General features: G+C 44.4%; 18 protein-coding genes. 3 read left to right on the top strand and 15 right to left on the bottom strand.

The window, feature by feature from the left end:
- Positions 1-45: 45 nt before the first annotated feature.
- The 7 genes from BIT28_RS26335 to BIT28_RS26305 form a co-directional block, all read right to left on the bottom strand.
- Positions 46-951 (bottom strand): LysR family transcriptional regulator, encoded by a 906-nt coding sequence (locus BIT28_RS26335; protein ID WP_075767938.1) that lies wholly within the window; start codon positions 949-951, stop codon positions 46-48.
- A 92-nt stretch (positions 952-1043) separates the two neighbouring features.
- The gene (locus BIT28_RS26330; protein WP_083652170.1) at positions 1044-2444 is read right to left on the bottom strand and encodes a BatD family protein; all 1401 of its coding nucleotides are present in this window, start codon (positions 2442-2444) and stop codon (positions 1044-1046) included.
- The gene (locus BIT28_RS26325; RefSeq protein ID WP_075767937.1) at positions 2441-4159 is read right to left on the bottom strand and encodes a VWA domain-containing protein; all 1719 of its coding nucleotides are present in this window, start codon (positions 4157-4159) and stop codon (positions 2441-2443) included. Before BIT28_RS26325 ends, BIT28_RS26330 begins: the two co-directional genes overlap by 4 nt.
- Positions 4152-5204: a vWA domain-containing protein gene (locus BIT28_RS26320; protein ID WP_075767936.1), complete on the bottom strand. Its 1053-nt coding sequence runs from the start codon at positions 5202-5204 to the stop codon at positions 4152-4154. Before BIT28_RS26320 ends, BIT28_RS26325 begins: the two co-directional genes overlap by 8 nt.
- Positions 5197-5733 (bottom strand): DUF4381 domain-containing protein, encoded by a 537-nt coding sequence (locus BIT28_RS26315; protein WP_075767935.1) that lies wholly within the window; start codon positions 5731-5733, stop codon positions 5197-5199. Before BIT28_RS26315 ends, BIT28_RS26320 begins: the two co-directional genes overlap by 8 nt.
- Positions 5733-6734: a DUF58 domain-containing protein gene (locus BIT28_RS26310; protein WP_245823901.1), complete on the bottom strand. Its 1002-nt coding sequence runs from the start codon at positions 6732-6734 to the stop codon at positions 5733-5735. The genes BIT28_RS26315 and BIT28_RS26310 overlap by 1 nt, the downstream gene beginning before the upstream one ends.
- 8 nt (positions 6735-6742) lie before the next feature.
- Positions 6743-7738, bottom strand: coding sequence for an AAA family ATPase (locus BIT28_RS26305; RefSeq protein ID WP_075767934.1), 996 nt, complete (start codon positions 7736-7738; stop codon positions 6743-6745).
- A 185-nt stretch (positions 7739-7923) separates the two neighbouring features.
- Here BIT28_RS26305 and BIT28_RS26300 point away from each other — a divergent pair, with 185 nt between their 5' ends.
- Together BIT28_RS26300 and BIT28_RS26295 are read left to right on the top strand one after the other, a co-directional pair.
- Complete coding sequence (locus tag BIT28_RS26300) at positions 7924-9489, top strand: arylsulfatase (RefSeq protein WP_075767933.1); 1566 nt, start codon at positions 7924-7926, stop codon at positions 9487-9489.
- Positions 9490-9662: 173 nt separating this feature from the next.
- Positions 9663-10616 carry a c-type cytochrome gene (locus tag BIT28_RS26295; RefSeq protein WP_075767932.1) on the top strand — a complete coding sequence of 318 codons (954 nt, stop codon included), beginning with the start codon at positions 9663-9665 and terminating at the stop codon, positions 10614-10616.
- Positions 10617-10715: 99 nt separating this feature from the next.
- On the opposite strand, the gene BIT28_RS26290 is transcribed toward BIT28_RS26295, so the two are convergent.
- The gene (locus BIT28_RS26290) at positions 10716-12260 is read right to left on the bottom strand and encodes a methyl-accepting chemotaxis protein (RefSeq protein ID WP_075767931.1); all 1545 of its coding nucleotides are present in this window, start codon (positions 12258-12260) and stop codon (positions 10716-10718) included.
- Between the two features lie 523 nt (positions 12261-12783).
- Here BIT28_RS26290 and BIT28_RS26285 point away from each other — a divergent pair.
- Positions 12784-13338 carry an alpha/beta hydrolase gene (locus BIT28_RS26285; protein WP_075767930.1) on the top strand — a complete coding sequence of 185 codons (555 nt, stop codon included), beginning with the start codon at positions 12784-12786 and terminating at the stop codon, positions 13336-13338.
- Positions 13339-13409: 71 nt separating this feature from the next.
- On the opposite strand, the gene BIT28_RS26280 is transcribed toward BIT28_RS26285, so the two are convergent.
- From BIT28_RS26280 to BIT28_RS26250, 7 genes are all read right to left on the bottom strand, one after another.
- Positions 13410-13706, bottom strand: a complete 297-nt coding sequence (locus tag BIT28_RS26280) for a YbbD-related protein (RefSeq protein ID WP_175577623.1) — start codon at positions 13704-13706, stop codon at positions 13410-13412.
- 350 nt (positions 13707-14056) lie between these two features.
- A complete protein-coding gene (locus BIT28_RS26275; RefSeq protein ID WP_075767928.1) occupies positions 14057-14686 on the bottom strand; it encodes a hypothetical protein in 630 nt (209 codons plus the stop codon).
- 668 nt (positions 14687-15354) lie between these two features.
- Complete coding sequence (locus BIT28_RS26270; RefSeq protein ID WP_075767927.1) at positions 15355-15690, bottom strand: zinc ribbon domain-containing protein YjdM; 336 nt, start codon at positions 15688-15690, stop codon at positions 15355-15357.
- Between the two features lie 171 nt (positions 15691-15861).
- Entirely contained in the window at positions 15862-16080 is a 219-nt protein-coding gene (locus BIT28_RS26265) for a cell envelope integrity TolA C-terminal domain-containing protein (protein WP_075767926.1), read from the bottom strand.
- Between the two features lie 244 nt (positions 16081-16324).
- Positions 16325-16612: a ubiquitin family protein gene (locus BIT28_RS26260; protein WP_075767925.1), complete on the bottom strand. Its 288-nt coding sequence runs from the start codon at positions 16610-16612 to the stop codon at positions 16325-16327.
- A 97-nt stretch (positions 16613-16709) separates the two neighbouring features.
- Positions 16710-17213, bottom strand: a complete 504-nt coding sequence (locus BIT28_RS26255; protein ID WP_075767924.1) for a lysozyme inhibitor LprI family protein — start codon at positions 17211-17213, stop codon at positions 16710-16712.
- A gap of 519 nt (positions 17214-17732) precedes the next feature.
- On the bottom strand, positions 17733-18032 hold the full coding sequence (locus BIT28_RS26250; protein WP_075767923.1) for a hypothetical protein: 300 nt from the start codon (positions 18030-18032) through the stop codon (positions 17733-17735).
- Positions 18033-18785 lie beyond the last annotated feature (753 nt).

The raw sequence follows: 18785 nt of genomic DNA, 5'->3' as shown, positions 1-18785 counted from the left end.
CATGGCACGGGCTTATTCGAACCGCTCTATCAAAAACTATAACCGTTACAGTTCGACATCTTTAACGACTTTGAACAACTGGTTTCGAAGCCAGCGATGAGCGTTTTCCGATGTCCGGCTGGGATGCCAGATAGCACATAAATCTTGTACGCTGCCGCCAAATGGCATTGGCAATGCCTTAACATTATATTTTTCAGAGAAATCATTGATGGTTGATGCCGGCAGGATCCCTATCATGTCTGATCCGGCAATAATTGGCAGCATTTCTAGGGCTCCCGGCGCGCGAACAATGATATTACGCTTGTCGAGCTCGGGAAAATCTTCTGCATTCAACAAACTGCGTCTCGCCTGCCACCTTGCGACAACAACATGATCTTCATTGAGAAACTCACTCACCGTGACACTGTCACTTAACCGAGGATGATTTGCTGAACAGACGACCTTAAGCTCTTCGGAATACAGTACCTCTGTTTTGAGCACAGTCCGACCACGAGGCCGCATATCGATAATTAAGTCATATCGCTGCAAACGCAGATCCGCTTCCATATCCTCGGTAAACAATGGATGAATCTCGAGCGCAATCTTCGGGGCCTCCTTGCGCATTTGCAGGATTAAAGCCGGGATCAGGGTATAACTGGCAACAGAGACACATGCAATGGAGAAAATCCGTTTAGAGGTTTTAGGATCAAATTCCCGTGATGCCGATAATGTAGAGCTGAAGTTCTTCAGTGCCGCTGACATGGCCGGATAAATATCAACGGCAAAGGTGGTGGGCTCAACCCCAGAGGTATTACGGTGAAACAGCGGATCGTCATAGATTTCACGCAGTCGCTTTAGCGCCTTACTAACTGCAGGCTGACTAATGTCCATCCTGACCGCCGCCTTTGACAGGCTGCGTTCTTCGAAAATAGCGACAAATATCGGAATTAAATTTAGTTCAGTACTCTTCATTGGCACCCGAGATTAAGATAGACGAAAGCCAGCTTTGATAACTGGCTAGTTGTATTTAGCATAGAAAATTGAAGCAAGAACAGCGAATGCTATTACTCGTTCTTGTGAGGCAATTCCTGTAATTGTGGCAATGCTTTAGGCAAAGTTAGAAAACGAGAACGCCTGCGTAAACCTGGTCTCAAACATCGCCCCAAATACCGCCATAAACGGATAAATGATAGCGAAGTCCCCTTTCCTGCCTGAAAGCGATGCTGAAGCTTGCCCCATTTAGCCTGCTGTGACGGCAAAACAGCGCAACAACAGAATTGATCCGCTTTTGCCAGCTCCACCAGCCCCGTCCGTTGATGCAAACGACGATAAATCATCAACCTTGCCTGCGGCCAGTCTCTCCTGCCTAGTGCTCTGCTAAATTGCCACCAGGCCGGTGCTGGCCGAGTTTTATAATAGTGCGATACCAATAGGCCACTAAGACTCAATACGGCCATGGAAACGCCAAATAGAGCAAGACCCAACCAGTAAGTACGTAGCCATGAGCGCCAGGTATGATGCGCTCTGATATGTTTCTCTGGCAAACTCAATGTTTCAAGCTGCTGAGAGCTTGTATTCCACCACTGAAGCTCCAGTGCCGGGAAAACAATATCCCCGCCCGACTGCACAATATAGACCGCCTGCTCAAGACGGCTTGAACGGTAATTCCCCCTTTCCTGGCTATCTGACAGCTTTGGTGGCTGTACATATACCTGAAAAGGATTAGTCACTGTTTGCTGCTGTTCTTGCTGAACATAAGACGGCAATATTGGCGGGATCAACACTGACAACGTGTCCTCACCATGAACAGTGACAGTCCGGGTTATCGCATCTCCGACTTTCAGCTCACCAGCATCCCGTGACAGCTCCCACTGCTCTTCAATCATCAGCTCGCTGGCACTCAGCCAATATCCATTTTGTTTCAGTAACGGCGAAGGCAAGCTCACGTCAAAAGCCAAAGGCAGTGTTGCTATTCGCCCTTTCACGGAACGGCCATCCGGAGCAGAAACCTGCACATCTACATCAACAGAAGGAACAACAAAACGTCCTGATTGCTGAGGATAGAGCGTTATCTCCCACCGTTGGTGTGACCAGGTAACACCTTCTTCGCGCTGGCTATAATTTGTCGCCAGCGAATTTCGCTGTTTCACGATCATGCCCGGGATCTCAATCGACGCTATCCGGGTACCGCCGGTAAACCAACGTGGCGTAGCCACATCGATGTACAGAATCACCTGCTGGTTCACCGCATAACGGCCATCATCCAGCTGATTTTTATTATCCAGCCAAGCTTTTACTTCAACAACGGGGGTCTCTGCATTGTCACCAGATAGTCCAGAGGCATAAGCCGGTAACCCGACCAGACAGACGACAAACCAAAGAGCGAAGCAAAGAGAAAACATGTAACGAGAGGCCATATGAAAAAACGGTCTCACCAGGCACTGATGATGTATCGCAGCTGTCATGATGCACCTCCTCTTTTTCTTTGGGGTTCCAGCTCCCCTAACTGTCCGTCTGTTTGGTTCTGTTTTTGACGCTGTATTTGAAACTTGGCCCGCAAGAAATATTTAGGATCCGCTTCTACCCGGCGCAGCCATTTATCCGCCAGCTCGTCACTTCCCAAGATTTCGTTGGCATTTAAGGTCTGCCGAACCATCATACTGGCATCAACCTTCTCGTCTTCACCATCCGCTGTTCGAGGCTGATCATCCGCCAGTTCAAATGACTCCTCCGGGCCGTCTGTTGTGCCCATCTGGCTCTCACTGGTCCGGTTTATCTCCTCGACTATGCCTTGCATTACTTTGAGGTTATGTTCAGCTCTTTCACGAATAGCCGGTGAAGACGCTTTCTTACTCAACTTAGAAAACAAATCTCTTGCGGCCAGGTACTCCCTCTGCCTCGCCAGAGCATTACCGGCATACAAAATCGCAGCCTCGCTGCCATCTTGCAAAAAGGCAGACTGTGCCAGCGAATATTGCGTCGCATAGTAATAGGCAACGCCTTTATAAAATGGGTCTTGGAAATGAGCCGCAGCCTTAAGGTAATCGCCCCGATTCAGGAACCACTGCCCCTGCTGATCCGGTGTCAGCCAAAGATCAAACCAAAACTGACTAAAACGATCTTGCCAACTATTTTCTAGCGGTGTCTCTACGGTGGCCTTGGCTTCCACGCTCTTAGCAAAAGTCGCAGGAGAATACGCAAGCGGCAGGCAAACCACAACCAGCACACACCACTGTACCAACCACCCTTTGCGAAACCACAGCAGCATGATCATAGCGATAGGAATTAATAGGTAATAGCCCATGTCCTGCCACGGCATGTCGGAGTCATTATTAAGCTGCATATAACGTTCAACCTGACGGCTGATGCCTTTTACGTCCGAATCATCAACCGTCATTACAACCACTTGTCCGCCAGCAGATCGAGCTAACTCCTTCAGGGAATCAACATCAGGCGGGTTCACGGATGAGGCGCCAGGATTACCGGCGACCAACACCAATAATTGATGGGAAGTAGACTGGAAATAGTTGCTGAGATCAGTCAGTGCCGATGGCGAAATACCGTCTGTTACCAATAACACCGTCGCGGCTTTCCGGTCACTCAATTGCTGCTCGATAAGCGGTATGATCTCCTGCGTTGATTTCCCTTTCTCCGGCATAATATCTGGCTCTATCGCCGCCAGAAACGGCGCAAAAACCTCGCTGTCACGTGTCAAAGGCATTGCAACATGCGCTGTCCCGGCAAAAACAACTAACCCGGTATTGCCGCCATTTCGCAACACCATTAAATCGCGAATTTTCTGTTTGCTCCGCTCTAACCGACTTGGGGCAATGTCTTTGGATAGCATTGAGTCATTGTTATCTAGCACGACCAGCAACGATGCATTATCCTCACCAAATGGAGACGCCTCACGCTGCCAGGTAGGCCCTGCACAAACAACAATGGCCAGCGCCATAACCAGCGTCAGCACTTTTAACGGCAATTGTTTCTTCCACCCTGTTTCGCCCAATGTCAGCGCTTTTCGTAAATGAGGCGGGAACAACTGCTGCCACTGGTTAACGCTATCCTGATTCCAGCGGATATACACCACGGCTGATAAAGGTATAAAAGCCAGCAGCCATAAAGGTCGGATGAAATGGAACTGCAGCCAAATCTGTTGCCATAGCTGAGAATCAAACATGGCCCGCCTCCTGGTCTTGCCGGTGGTCGGCGTCAACAGCATGTCGACGCTGATACCGCCTGCGTAGCGTGATCAGTGAAAAAACGGTGAGATAGAGAAGTACTGCCGCAATCATAAAATAATGGTGCAGGCTGCGCTTAGACTGAAATGTCGTACTCTGATACTGCTGAGGCTCTAGCTCTCCCACTTTCTGATAAGCCTGTTCGAGTGCCTCACGATTAAGTGCCTCAAACGTTTCTCCCCCCGTTGCGTCGGCCGCTTTTCTCAACGTATCCATATCCAGAGCCTGCTCGCCGACCGTCGCAGGATCCCCCATCGCAATCGCATGGATCCTCACACCTTTTACAGCAGCGACCTTACCGGCATCAATAGGCTCAACAAAACTGCCGGTGTCATTACCGTCTGTCAGCACAATGGCTACTTTTTCTCGTTCAGGATCATCGCTGTAGCTCTGCTCAAACACCTTGATGGCTAACCCAATGGCATCCCCCAGGTGGGTACTTTGCCCGGCCATTGCCACATCAGTCTGATCCAGTAACGCCTGCCATGCGGCTAAATCGGCAGTAAAAGGTGTTTGCACAAAAGCGGCATCTCCAAACAATATCAGTCCTAACCGATCACCCTCACGCTTCGATGCAAATTCAGATAACACCTGCTTGGCCGCAGCCAAACGTGTAATCATCTTGCCACTGCCGTCTTCAAAATCAGGCTCTGCCATGGAACCTGAAAGATCCAGTATCACCATCACATCTCGGCCATAACGTTCACGGGTTTGCGGCTCCCCTAGTACCATAGGTTTAGTCAGCGCGATAACAATACATAACCAGCTGAATGCTAACGCCATTCGTTGCCACCAACTGGGCTTTAGCTGACTTGCTCCTTCTGAAGGAGTCTCGCCCAGTACCGAGATCAAGGTATCGAAGAAGGGAACTTTGACAGCCGTTTTTCTGGTTTTATAAGCTGGGATCAGCCAATACACGACGACAGGCAATGGCAGAGCCAATAACCACAGCGGATAAGAAAACGTGAGCTGGGAGTCAAACATAATCACCCTCTCCTTTTGCTGTTTCCGCAGCCATATGAGCCTTCAGATAACGGGCATCATGTTCTGCTAGCCAATCGCGGCAATGAAGCTCCAACTGCTTAACGTGATCTGCCGTTAGCGTTGTTTTCTGGCTGATCACAGACTCTAACCAGCGCTCACCCAGAGGCGTAAACCAAATAGCATCAGATGCCGGTAATGCCGCATCCAGCGCAGCAAGCAAAGGTTGTCCGAACAGATTGGCACACCTGGGCTCAAGATATACCAACACGATTTTGATGATGGCCAGAATATCCTGGTCCGCTTGAGACGAGCTCATCGCAACAAGACGCAGACTGTCGAGTGCTTCGCGCCGGTAACGGTTTAGCCACCATTGTCGGCACTGGCGGTACAACAAATACACCGCAAACAGAATGGCTACCGCCAGCAATACCTTCCAGCCTACTGTCTGTGGCCACCAGCTAACCGGTTCAGGAATAGCAACATCCGACAGGTGGCGTAATATATAGGTTCCCGGAACTTGATGGTCCATTATGCCATCCCCCCGGCAGCGCGAATAAACTGGCTGAGATGCTCACCACGAGTATCAAGTTCTATCAAGGGTAAGTGTTTTGCCGCCATCAGATTTACGAGCTGGTCCTTCTTTAACTGCTGGCTGGCACTCAGTCCTTTACTGGCTGACACCAATTGAGCTTGGGACAGGTGAAGCTGTTTATTTCCGTTGCCGACTGTCCAGCTAAATGAGCACGGTAACTTTCCAGTGCGCTGATGTTCAATAATGGTGGGCTGTAATGCATGCTCAAGGGGATCCGATATCATTACCCCCAACACATCATTGTGTTGCTGCAGCAATTTAAAACGGTTCAAATCCGCTTCAGTGATCCCAGTCCAGTCACTTAGCACTATCAAAGTGGTATTTCGTAATTTCATTCGTCCAAGCAAGTGTAATAAGGCGCTAAAACCTGACAGCGAATTATCATCACTCCGCACATTGAGTGATTGGTTAGCCTCAGCCAGCATTTGCAGGCGCTGGAGCCAATGGTTTTGCGAGCGTTGCGCCTCTCGCCAGTCGAGTTGCTCGCCCTGCATAAGCACCAGTCCGATCCGGTCATTGTCTTTGAGTACCCGCCAGCCAATCAGCGCCGCCAACTCTGCCGCCACCACCGACTTCATCATTTCGACAGAAGAGAAAAACATGTTGCTGCGCTGATCGACACAGACAATCACATGTCGATCTTTTTCTTCGGTATAGCACCGAACATGCGGCTTGCCGGTTCGTAATGTCACCTTCCAGTCAAGGTTGCGGATATCATCGCCTTGGTGATAGTGGCGTAACTCTTCGAAATTCAGCCCCCGGCCGCGAAATAGCGATGTATGGCGACCAGATAGCGCAGTTCCCGACTTGAGCTGTGGCAGTAAGGTAAAGCCGGTAGTTTGAGACTGTAGTTTTACCAACTGGGCATAGTCACAATACAACCGACAATCCTTAGTTGTGCCAATTGGTAGTGGCATGTACGGATTTGTTCTGACCATAATGCCTCCTAGCCGATGGCTACATGGTCAAGTAACTCCATCACCACCTGAGGATGAGCTATCCCTTCTGCCAGCGCATCATAGCTAAGGGTTATACGGTGCCCCAATACAGCGGGTGCCATCGCCCTGACATCATCTGGCAGCACATGCTCGCGCCCCTGTAACCACGCATAGGCTCGGGCACATTTATCCAATGCAATAGAAGCCCTCGGGCTTGCACCAACAGCAATCCAACGTGCCAGCCCGGATGCCGAATAACGTTCCGGCTTGCGTGTTGCCATCACAAGCGCAACAATATAACGCTCCACCATATCGGACACTTCAAGCTGCGCCAGTTCACAGCGCGCCGCGAGGATCAACTCAGGATCCAGCGTAATTGTCGAAGATGCCAGATTGTCATCAGAATGGTCACGGTTTGCCTCCGCTTCTTCCTGACGTAATAAACGGATAATTCCCAGCTCAGCTTCATCATCCGGATAATCAACATTAACCTTCATGATAAAACGATCCATCTGGGCCTCCGGCAGCGGATAAGTCCCTTCCTGTTCGACCGGGTTTTGAGTTGCCAGCACCATGAACAGTTCAGGCAGGGCGTGTGATTGCTCGCCCACTGTCACGGTACTCTCTGCCATCGCTTCAAGCAGGGCTGCCTGAACCTTTGCCGGGGCGCGGTTTACCTCGTCAGCTAGCAAGATGCTGTTAAATATAGGACCGGGCTGAAAGCGCAATTCATGTCCGTTGGCGGTTTCCTGATACATCTCGGCCCCCGTCACATCAGACGGAAGTAAATCAGGCGTAAACTGTACACGGCCAAAGCTGGCATTAAGTGTGGCAGCCAAGGCTTTAACGGATCGCGTTTTGGCGGTGCCCGGTAAGCCTTCCAGCAAGACATGTCCATTGGTCAGCAATCCAATCACTAAAGCCCGAGTAACATGCTGTTGCCCTATCACGCTTTGATTGACTTGCTCAATAAGTAACGATACTTGCTGCTGTAACTGGTTCATAAACTGTGCTCCCAAATCGCTCTGAAGCCAGTTTAATCCAGTTGGGTATTACCTTTGGTTATATGCTCTATAAAGCGACAGTACTGCCGTTGCCATTTTAGAGTAATCCCAACGAATACTCAGAGGGTATTCAGATCGTTACCTTTCATATTTCTGAACCAGACACGAGCATAACGGGATCTGATATGGCAAATCATTTAAACAAAGTGGCACTCAGTGTTGGCCTTGCGGCTACCGCTGGAACGGCAGCTGCTGCCGACCAGCCAAACATTCTGGCGATTTTCGGTGATGACGTTGGTTACTGGAACATCAGTGCCTACAACCAGGGCATGATGGGTTACCAAACTCCGAATATTGACCGCATTGCCAACGAAGGTGCATTGTTTACCGATCACTACGGCCAGCAATCATGTACCGCTGGTCGTGCCTCCTTCATTACCGGGCAGGAGCCTTTCCGTACAGGCCTTCTGACTATCGGTATGCCGGGCTCTGATCACGGTATTCCTGACTGGGCGCCAACCATTGCCGATCTACTTAAAGATCAGGGATACATGACCGCACAGTTTGGTAAGAACCACCTTGGTGATCAGGACAAGCACCTGCCAACCAACCATGGTTTTGATGAATTCTTCGGTAACCTTTACCACCTCAATGCCGAGGAAGAGCCAGAAACATATTACTACCCGAAAGATCCGGAGTTTCGTAAAAACTACGGCCCTCGCGGAGTTATCAAGTCCTATGCCGACGGCAAGATTGAAGATACCGGCCCGATGACCCGTAAGCGGATGGAACATGCTGATGAAGAGTTCCTCGACTCCTCACTGGCCTTCATGGAAAAAGCCGTCAAGGCCGATAAGCCATTCTTCATCTGGCACAATACAACCCGGATGCACGTCTGGACTCGCCTGCAGGAAAAATATCAGGGTAAATCCGGTGTCAGCATCTATGCAGACGGCATGCTTGAGCACGATGATCAGGTAGGTGTACTGCTTGATAAGCTGGATGATCTCGGCATTGCTGACAACACCATTGTTATTTATTCAACCGACAATGGTGCCGAAACAGTAACCTGGCCTGATGGCGGTGCCACACCTTTCTATGGGGAAAAAGGAACCACCTGGGAAGGCGGTATGCGCGTACCTCAGCTTGTACGCTGGCCAAACGTGATCAAGCCAGGTACCAAAGTCAACGAAATGATGGCGCATCAAGACTGGTTGCCAACCCTGCTGGCAGCAGCTGGCGTTGATGATGTGAAAGAGAAGCTAACCAAAGGGTATCAGGCCAATGGCAAGGAGTGGAAGGTTCACATCGACGGCTATAACTTCAAACCTTACTTTGAAGGAAAAGCAGACAAAGGCCCACGTGAATCCATGCTTTACTTTAGCTCTAACGCCGAGCTAAACGCCGTACGCTGGAACGACTGGAAGCTGAACTTCGCTGTGATGGAAGGTAACATTGTCGATGCGGTGCGCTTCTCGCCAAACTGGCCGCAGATCATCCACCTGCGTGCCGACCCATTCGAAAAAGCACCGCATGAGTCAAGCATGTACATGCGCTGGATGGCCGACAATATGTGGTTGTTCGTTCCAATTCAGGATGTACTGGGCGACTTCTTCAAAACACTGCCGGACTACCCAATGCAGACGGGTACTCAAATGAACCCGGCAAGTATCAGCGCTCAATCCCTTGGCCTGAAAGCGAAAATGCAACAACTTGATGCATTGCAGAAAAAAGTCGACGGTATGAAGTAATCACAAGCGCCCATCAACTAATGATGGGCGTTTTCTATCCCCTGCCTGGGTATCCACTCTCATCTTCAGTATGCTGCTCCAGTCACTTCATATTGTCTTCCACGTTTTTTCCACCTTTCCATTCATACAATTTGTTAACACCCTACACACATACGACCTTGACTCGAAGCAATATGAAGTTACCACACCTAATATTCTCAACACTCATAATAACGACCTCGCCATCTTTTGCAGATAACACCATACCGGGAGCCCCTGACTGGTCGACACCCGCAAGAGGCGTCGCGACAGAAGCACATACTACAGATATAAAACTGACACTCGAAGGAAGCAGCAAGCAGTACACACAAGCAGAAATTGATGACAAGTTCAGTGCGCCGGACTGGTTTCCGCAGCAACATGCGCCTATGCCTGAAATTGTCCAGTTTGGTAAAAAACCCAAAGTCTGGGCGTGCGCCTCATGCCACCTTGCATCAGGCTTCGGACACCCTGAATCTTCAACATTAGCCGGATTAACAGAAAGCTATATGGTCCAGCAGCTAGAGGCTTTTGCATCTGGTCAGCGTATTGATTACTCAGGTCACATGAACCGCATGGCGCCATTGATGACTAAGCAGGAAATGCAAGCCGCCTCAAAATGGTTCGCTTCCCTGACACCGCGCTCTTTCATTACCGTAAAAGAAGTTAACACCGTACCTGTAACGTATGTTGATAGTACAAGGATGCGGCAGGTTGATTTGACAAAGAACACTGAAGAGCCCATTGGCAATCGGATTATCGAGGTAGCGGTTGATAAAGAGATCATTCACAAGCGATCCCCCTACGGCCAGTTCATCAGTTATGTCCCACAGGGAAGTATCGAGCGTGGTCAGGCTTTGGTGAAAACTGGCAACGGAAAAACCATTCCATGTGCGAGTTGCCATGGCAGTGACCTGACGGGTTCCAGTATTGGTCCATCGCTCGCGGGTAACTTTGGTATTTATACGGTTCGCCAATTGCACGGATTTAAAGCAGGAACCAGAAACTCCCCGCAATCTGCAATGATGAAACCGGTTGTCGCCGGGCTTAACGACAACGACATTGTCGATATTGCAGCCTATTTAAGTTCACTGCCAATAGCAAAATAGCGGCAGGGTCGAGTTAAATAGCATTAAGTTGAACGATAAACAAAACCCCTGGCATCTAGAAATACCAGGGGCTATTTTTTCAGGTTTAGGGGGGAGTTTTTATGACTCGCTAAACTGACGCACCAGACGTTGCAAGCTCTCTAAACTGCCTACAAGCGCATTGGTGCGTTCAACAGAAGATGATGAGAGTTGTTTGGTGGATTGAATAGCGCCGTTCATCCGTACAACATGATCGTTCATACCCTGGGTCACCTGCACCTGCTCCGTAATAGCCTGAGCGGTCTGGGTACTTTGCTCCCCAATCGAGATTAAGTCATTCACTATCGCCTCGAATGACTCTTTACTCTTTTGCGACTTAGATACACTCTGTTCAGAGGACTTAATCCCCTCCTCCATCAGGCTACCTGTCTTATTTACGGTGGCCTGAAGCACTTCTATTTTCGACCGGATATCATCAACCGAAGCACTGGTTTTCGCCGACAGCGCCCGAACCTCATCAGCCACTACAGCAAAGCCTCGACCATGTTCACCAGCCCTTGCCGCCTCAATCGCCGCGTTAAGTGCCAAAAGATTGGTTTGCTCCGCAATGCCCTGGATCATTTCCAGAATAGTCTCGATGCCATCAACATCAGCGTATAGTTGATCAAGCGCTGTTTTCGAGCTGCCCAGGTGCTGACTCAGCTCACGCACCGTCTCTACCGCCTCATCAATGGTCTGTGTCCCTTCTTTCGCTTTATTCTGCGCATCGTTAGCAAACTCAGAGCTTTGTTTGGCTTGATTTGACACTTCTGCGATAGAGGCAAGCATTTCCTCAGCGGAAACGGCCATCGCATCGGTTGCCACATCCTGCTCACCCAACTCATTATCAATCGCCTGGCTATTGAGAACTTCTTCATTCGCAGCCTGGAGCAAATGAGTAGATGTTTCGTTTGCCCGTGCAGTCACCGCTCTTAGTTCAGCACGCTTCATCATCATGGCCAGCTCGATACGCGAAACATCATCACAATGTCCGGTATACGGCTGCTCCATTAAAGGATTATCGTAGTGAGTCTTGGCAACATTATTCAATGAAGCCAAACGCTTTTTCACGACAAATGAAAACGAGATCTGAGCAAGAATTAATGGAGTGAGTATGCCTAGCATGACAGGAGTTGAAAATGCCCCTAAGGCAAAAGCAATAAGAACGGCTAGCTGTGCAAACGTCAGCCCGAAAGACAGGTTCATCCATTCTATACGCCTTACGGAAACCGCTCCTTTTCTTAACTTCGAATAGAGTGAGTATGCCCGTGAAATCTGCTCATCAGTCGGTTGCGTTCTGACTGATTGGTATTCATACACCTTCCCGTCTTTATCCATAATGGGAGTGACGAAAGCTGATACCCAATAATGACCGGAGGTTTTACATTTGTTCTTGACCAATCCCATCCAGCTTTTACCAGACTGGATATATTCCCATAACTGACCGAATGCCGGCTTTGGCATGTCACCATGGCGAATAACATTATGCGGTTTACCTAGTAGTTCTTCTTCCCTGTAGCCAGCAACCTGACAAAAATCTTCATTACAGTAAGTGATATGACTGTCTGATGTCGTTGTAGATATGAGGCTGTCGCTGTCTGAAAACTTTACTCTTTCGTCTGTCATATTCCCCTCGTTATTTTTACCTATTTGTTATGACAAATGCCGAGCTTTCTGATTATAAGTGCTATTATCTGCATGGCGAAGGCGTAACAATATCAGACAAAAATGACACGTTATTGATAAAAATCATTAAGTTGTTAGATCTCATTAAGTTCAGAACTAGTTATGCAAGGTACTTAATAACACTAGATTCTGCAAAATGAACCCCCTGTTTTCCACAAAAGGGCAGAATAAAACATCGTTCTCTCAGCCATCGTCAAACGCATCTCTTGTACTATTTTTCAGGCATTCCGCGTTAGCCAAATAGGTAACAACATCTCTGAAAACCACCTTTTTAACACAAAGACCTAGTTGACCTTTTGACTGGCTGATCTCGTTGAACAGTTATTAATGGTTTCTAAATTCTCATTTCTGTCCACGGTTAAGTGAGCATATATAGGCCACCAATATCCCCATACCACCTTGTATCGTCTTCTAGTACTTATATATCCTCCGCCTGTATCTAGAACAGCAGTCACACTTCAATATGTATTCATTGGTAACCCTATTATTTGTTGAGGCTTTCGTTCAAAATATCAAACCAAAAATACGCAACAAATTGCAATATAGAGCTGAAACTAATGAGAACCGAGTCGACTATCTATCACCGGCATTGATTGATACCTACGTTAAAGAGGGTACCCCAAGAACGATATTTTCAACTATTTCGTCTTCCTGGTCGTTCCGCGATCTTCCTCTTCCCGTTGCATCTGACAGCTACCCTGTTTTGATATATAACCACGGCTTTCTCACCTTTCCCCGCTTTAGCATGACGCAATTAGAGTACCTCGCTAGCCATGGCTATGTCGTACTTGCTATCAGCCACCCAGAAAGAAAACGACTCATTGAACGCACATCTGGAGTGGTCGTGCCTGTAAACTACACCCAGGTAGAATTTACCGAGGAAGAAGATGCAGCCAGCATAAAGGCATACTTCGATGCGAAGCTAAAAAAAGCAAATAGCTGGCCTCCCGCAGAGAGTAAATTCTATATAGTTAAGTCATTAATTCTTACCTCCATCACACAACCGTTTACTACATAACGCATACTATAAGCAGCGCTTGTTGTGAGCAACAGATCACAACAAACGCTATTTCAACATTGCTTATTTAATTACTTAGGTTGGCTAAATAGATCAGCGTGGCCAGTATTGAACATTGTGATCTTAAGATTACTGCCCCGATACTCGCATGAGTAAGTTGTTACAAACTCCAGCGTCTCTTTTATTTTACAATCACTATCATTCAAAATATCATCAGGATGGAAATCGAATGTTGCATAAACTATATTCGTATCTACATAATGCTCTTCTTCGATATTAGTCGCAGACCTTGGCAAGTATGGTGGAAGCCAGCCTTTATCAATAATCCCTGATTGAACCAATTCATCATAGTTTTTAAAAGAGTTCATCACCTTTTCTTCTGAAAAGTAAAACAATGTCAAAGATAAAGACAACAATGCTATTGTAAAAAACATTTTCATAGGACTTGTGTTTTATATTTATTTGTGAGTTGAGTTCTTATGAGATAGGCATTTCTCACAGGGACTCAATATATTGAGACAGAAGGTCAGTCATAGTGCATTTATACTTTCCCTGAAGTACGTTGTTATTCTAAAGTTCTCTCATGACTTCAGCATGTATCTTTAGTAAATCAGGGTGCTATACTCAACTCTAAGACTGCGGAAAAAACCAGTATATAAAGGTGCTTCACATCAATATTAAATATAATTATTTAATCACCCAGTGCCTCTCCTGATGTTCAGCTAACCGCCTCCAACCTTGTTTTACACCTATCAATACGCTCGTTCCAATCTCCTGCCCACCCATGCAATTTAGCCGTCTCACACAGCTCTATAACCCTATCTAAAGCCCATTGTTGTTCATATATTACTGCAAGTTGTTTAAATCCATAATGAGTAGGGATAAGCTCATTATCCGAATGCTCTTTCAATACAGTAAAAGATCTTGGTGAAAGATTGATTTGATTCAGGCAAGAATGCATGGCAGATTCAAAATAATATGATGATCTATATCTATCTTGGTAAAAAATTTTAGCTTTACTTTGATAAAAGAAATGAAGATCCAATATTGTTGTTTTTTCATCAATAGACTCTTCAGCTTTAGTGATGATTTTATAACCTATATCTCTATCCATCGACGTATTGAACCAACCAGCCAAATCATATAAAAAATGTACTTTAGGCTCAGATAGGTGTTGATCTTTTCCTTGGGTTAAGTTCATTGATGTACGAGTAAAAATCGGGCAATATTTTTCTTCTATATACCTTCTTTCTTCCTCACAAAAGCAGGTACTCCACCAATCTGATAAACCATAATACCCAATTTTACCATCATATTTTTCCTTTTTATTGAACCTAAAGAACAACATAACATCCCTCAATTTAATCAAAACTTACAAATTATAAAAAAATTAGACAATAGTATATTATTTAGTATTTAACATTAATGCTGTTTCCTTGTTGTCTTTCTTATTCCAAGTTTCAAATATGGCACCATATTCATTTTTGCAAGTAATAAGAGTAACAATCGGAGTCTTTAATGTATTTACAGCTTCAAACACTTCACCGGGGTTTCTATACTTTCAAATGCTTTCACCAAAACCAAAACATAAGCACATGAAAACATATGAAATACCAGATGTAAACCGCTTCAACTATAAACTGCTATGCAATGACGACTCGATCACTTTTTCTCATCTTAACGCTCTCTAGTAGCACATATTTTCTCTTTCAGCCTAACGTAAATAACCTTTACGGCCGCTACACTAAAAAGATTGGATTCTGCCTTAAGAATTAACAGCCAGCCGGAATTTCTAGAACAACACTAAAAATCAGTTATCACTGCTCAGTATTGTTAGGTTTTCGAAATAGAGAATAGATTGATTAATGGCTTCAATGTCTGGTTCATCGAAACCTGCATCATTAACTTTCATCCACTTTTGGGGGTAAGGATCTTACAATTGATTTAGTACGCCACAGTAAACTACCGTGACGCACTCGAATAACGTTTGTACTTTGGTGGGGATGGAAGGCTTATTTAAGCTTTCTTCACAAACTGAGCCGTTACCATCATTTCGCCAGCTCCATCGACTTTACAATCTAGTTGATGATCTTTGCCATCGACGATTCGTCTAATAAGTGCTTTGGTACCAATTTTCAATACAAGCGAGCTGCCCTTAACTTTGAGATCCTTGGCTAGAGTGACCTTATCACCTTCAGACAACAATGTGCCGTTAGCATCTTTAGCCGTGACGGTATCTTCAGCATCAACTTCTGAGGGATTCCATTCGTGAGCACATTCTGGGCACACTAAATGGTTCTGATCTGGATACACATATTCGGATGCACAGTTTGGACAAGGAGGGTACGACATAACTTTAGTACTTCTTCGATTAACTTTGTGTATATGATACTTCGCGTTCCGCGCTTTGGCGAGTGTGACACGTCAACTTGCTCCCTAACTCTCCCAGTGTTGTTACCTCTCACTGCACTAAATTAGACACTATCAGAGCATAGTCACAGTAAGTTACCTTGTTGAACTTTACTATTGGGTTACTACTAACTTAACTTTATTAAGCTTTTTAGCAACTTGTTTATCTGCTGGCATTGGAAATACACCAATAGTTTTTACCACTTTTTCAGTTATTTTGCATAACTTCTCATTCCCATTTGATCTTATTATAGTAGCTTTACCTTCTTCACTTATATTCAAATGAAGTGTACACGTTTTGCCTTTAAACTGTTCAGGTTGATTCAATGCCATTTGAGTTTTTATTGTATATATTTAAACATATCTTCTCTGATCATGTGAAATTTCTTCATCTATTATTCTATTGCTTTTAGTAACACAACCAGATAGTACTAACACCACAAAAACTAATAAATATTGACATTTAAATCTCACCATTATTACCTTCAAATCGTTTTAACACAAACTATATTTTTTACCGCATAAATAGCTTATTACTTGATACTATGAGTAAAACTACCAAGCTCTATTTCATACCTCATGATTTAACTTTTCGGAACCGCCTCCACAGTACCATAAAGCCCTCTACAACTATGCAAGATAAAAATGACTTATTTAATTCCTCAGCTATGTTATTAATATCCCTTTTTTTATATACCTCAACTGCTAATAATGAATTTTCAGCATAAATTGGACTACCATCCACTTCAAACCCATGAGATAAGAGGATCTCTCTTTCTTCTTCGTATATATCTGTATCTATTTCCAAATGAGTAAAGTCTGTATTCTGATTGTATGGAAACGTGTAAAATTCATAGTTAGGCATAATCCCTCCTCTTTCGGTGACACTCTTACAAAAGCGATTAAATAAAACGCTGTATATTAATTTTTAACGTGATTGCATTGTAATTTACATTAAATCGTCACTGATAACGTTTGATTTCAACTGCCTCGGCCCACGATTTTAAAAGTAACGCTCTTTGTTTAATAATTGATACTGCAACATCTGATACATCTCCACTATGCATTAATTGAAACATAGTTCCTTGAGGTGGGTATACCCGATCCATTAGAATGCTGTTAAATTTGAGCGTTTTATCCCTATCTTCAAGCCATGTCAATTGAGATTGCTTTAATGATTCCTTTTCCTTTTCACTCAACATTTTTCTAAGTTTTGAATAGTAGATGTTTAATTCTCGGTCCCATAGTTTGGAAGCAATTAAGCATGGGATACCACCACTTCCTCCGCCAGTATTATCTAAACAACTCTGGATATAATCACCATAGCTACTTTCAAAATCTTCAATATTCTTGAATGATGATAAATGATTGAAATCAGAAACTGATTTATACTCATAATCAATTGCATAGACATTAAAAGAATAAAATAATATTGATACTAACACTAGATTCAATCGTGATTTCATTTTATTCCTATTCCTAGATATACACTACAATAAAATATCGTATCAAAAGTGTATAAGGCCAACAAAGTCAAACTAAAACTATAAAAACAAGTTAGTAGCCTACATGGTTCTTTTAATATTAACATTTCAAGTTAACCGAACTTATTTGTCACATATATAAGAGCTTTAAATACACTAAAAACAAATACGGTTAAAACCAAACCCATAAAAACACTGACGAAAGAAACCATAGAATAAGTCTTTGCTCGATAAGATTCAGAGGCATTAAACATACAATAAGCCAATACCATGCAACCAATAAAAATCAAAACCATGCACAAGGTTATAATTGTAGCCAAATTTTTTATTGGATTTACTAGCTTACACTTATCAAAATTAAATCTTGTATCTTTTTTAACCAAATCATATTTAGTTTTTTCTTGCAATGTTTTTCGCCCATATCACAAACAAAGTCGTAAAAATGATTAATAAATTAATCACATCTTTTATATTTAAATTTACCAGTAGATAATAAATTAATTAATGTATATCAACTCCAGAAGTATATTCTTTAGGACAACCTAACTTTTTATTATTTTTATCCTCATTAAAAATTAAGTTTCCTTCTAGTTGAGTAACTATATTTTCTAGCTGTTTACATTCTGCTTTACGATCCTGAATTTCTGAATAAGCTTCTAAAGCTTTTTTTTCCAATTCATTGAGTTTTTGAAAAACCGTTGATTCCATTACCCAGCAATAATAACCAATAACAAAAGTGAGCACTAAAATAATAATAGTAAATAGTTCAAATGAAATTATATCTAAAACCCAATCTAGCATTTTTTTCTGCCCCTTACCGAAAAAGAAATGTTACGTATCACCGTGACCTTCATGTCGTTCTTTCTACTGCGTTTCATCACTAATTCTAAGTTACCTAAAATTTTATACTCGGATGGCTTAAGTCAAATAGCTCCTCATATGGACATAGCTTATATACAATTTCAAAAATAGACTCCTATAGTTCTTTTTTTTATTAGCTTCAATAACCTCTATACTCTTAATATGAGTATAATGATCGAACATGACTTTCGATTTTTCTACGAAACCAAATCTCATATAGTTCATCACCGACTGTTCAAACCCATCAAGCTTACGAATCTTTTCGCTTATAACAAAACGTAAGCATATGAAAACACATGAACCACTGGATGTAAACAATTTCGACTATAAATACTTATATAAAGACGACTTCGTCACTTTTTCTCATACCTAACCACTTATTCTTCTCTTACCATCCCACAGCACCAGTTATACCCCCCCTCAAAACATACGATTATTATTATTAGTGCCTTCGTATGCCTTGAACGGCAACCAGTCGGTACCACTTCTTTGAAATCTTGATCTAGCACACACCCACACAATATATAACCAAGTAAAAACTACGACCTTTCATTGCCTAGCTATGCTTGCAGAACCAGCCAGCCACAACTGTAGGCCTAGCTCACTGAGGGATGCATATTCCGGAGTATTGCGACCCCTGATTCCGGGATTATCCGATCGCTCATTCCGGTTTAAACCGATCACCGATTCCGG

This window comes from Photobacterium proteolyticum, from assembly GCF_001939735.1.
Classification (GTDB): domain Bacteria; phylum Pseudomonadota; class Gammaproteobacteria; order Enterobacterales; family Vibrionaceae; genus Photobacterium; species Photobacterium proteolyticum.
The sequence above is the reverse complement of the archived record's forward strand: the minus strand, read 5'-3'. Positions and strand labels throughout refer to the sequence as shown.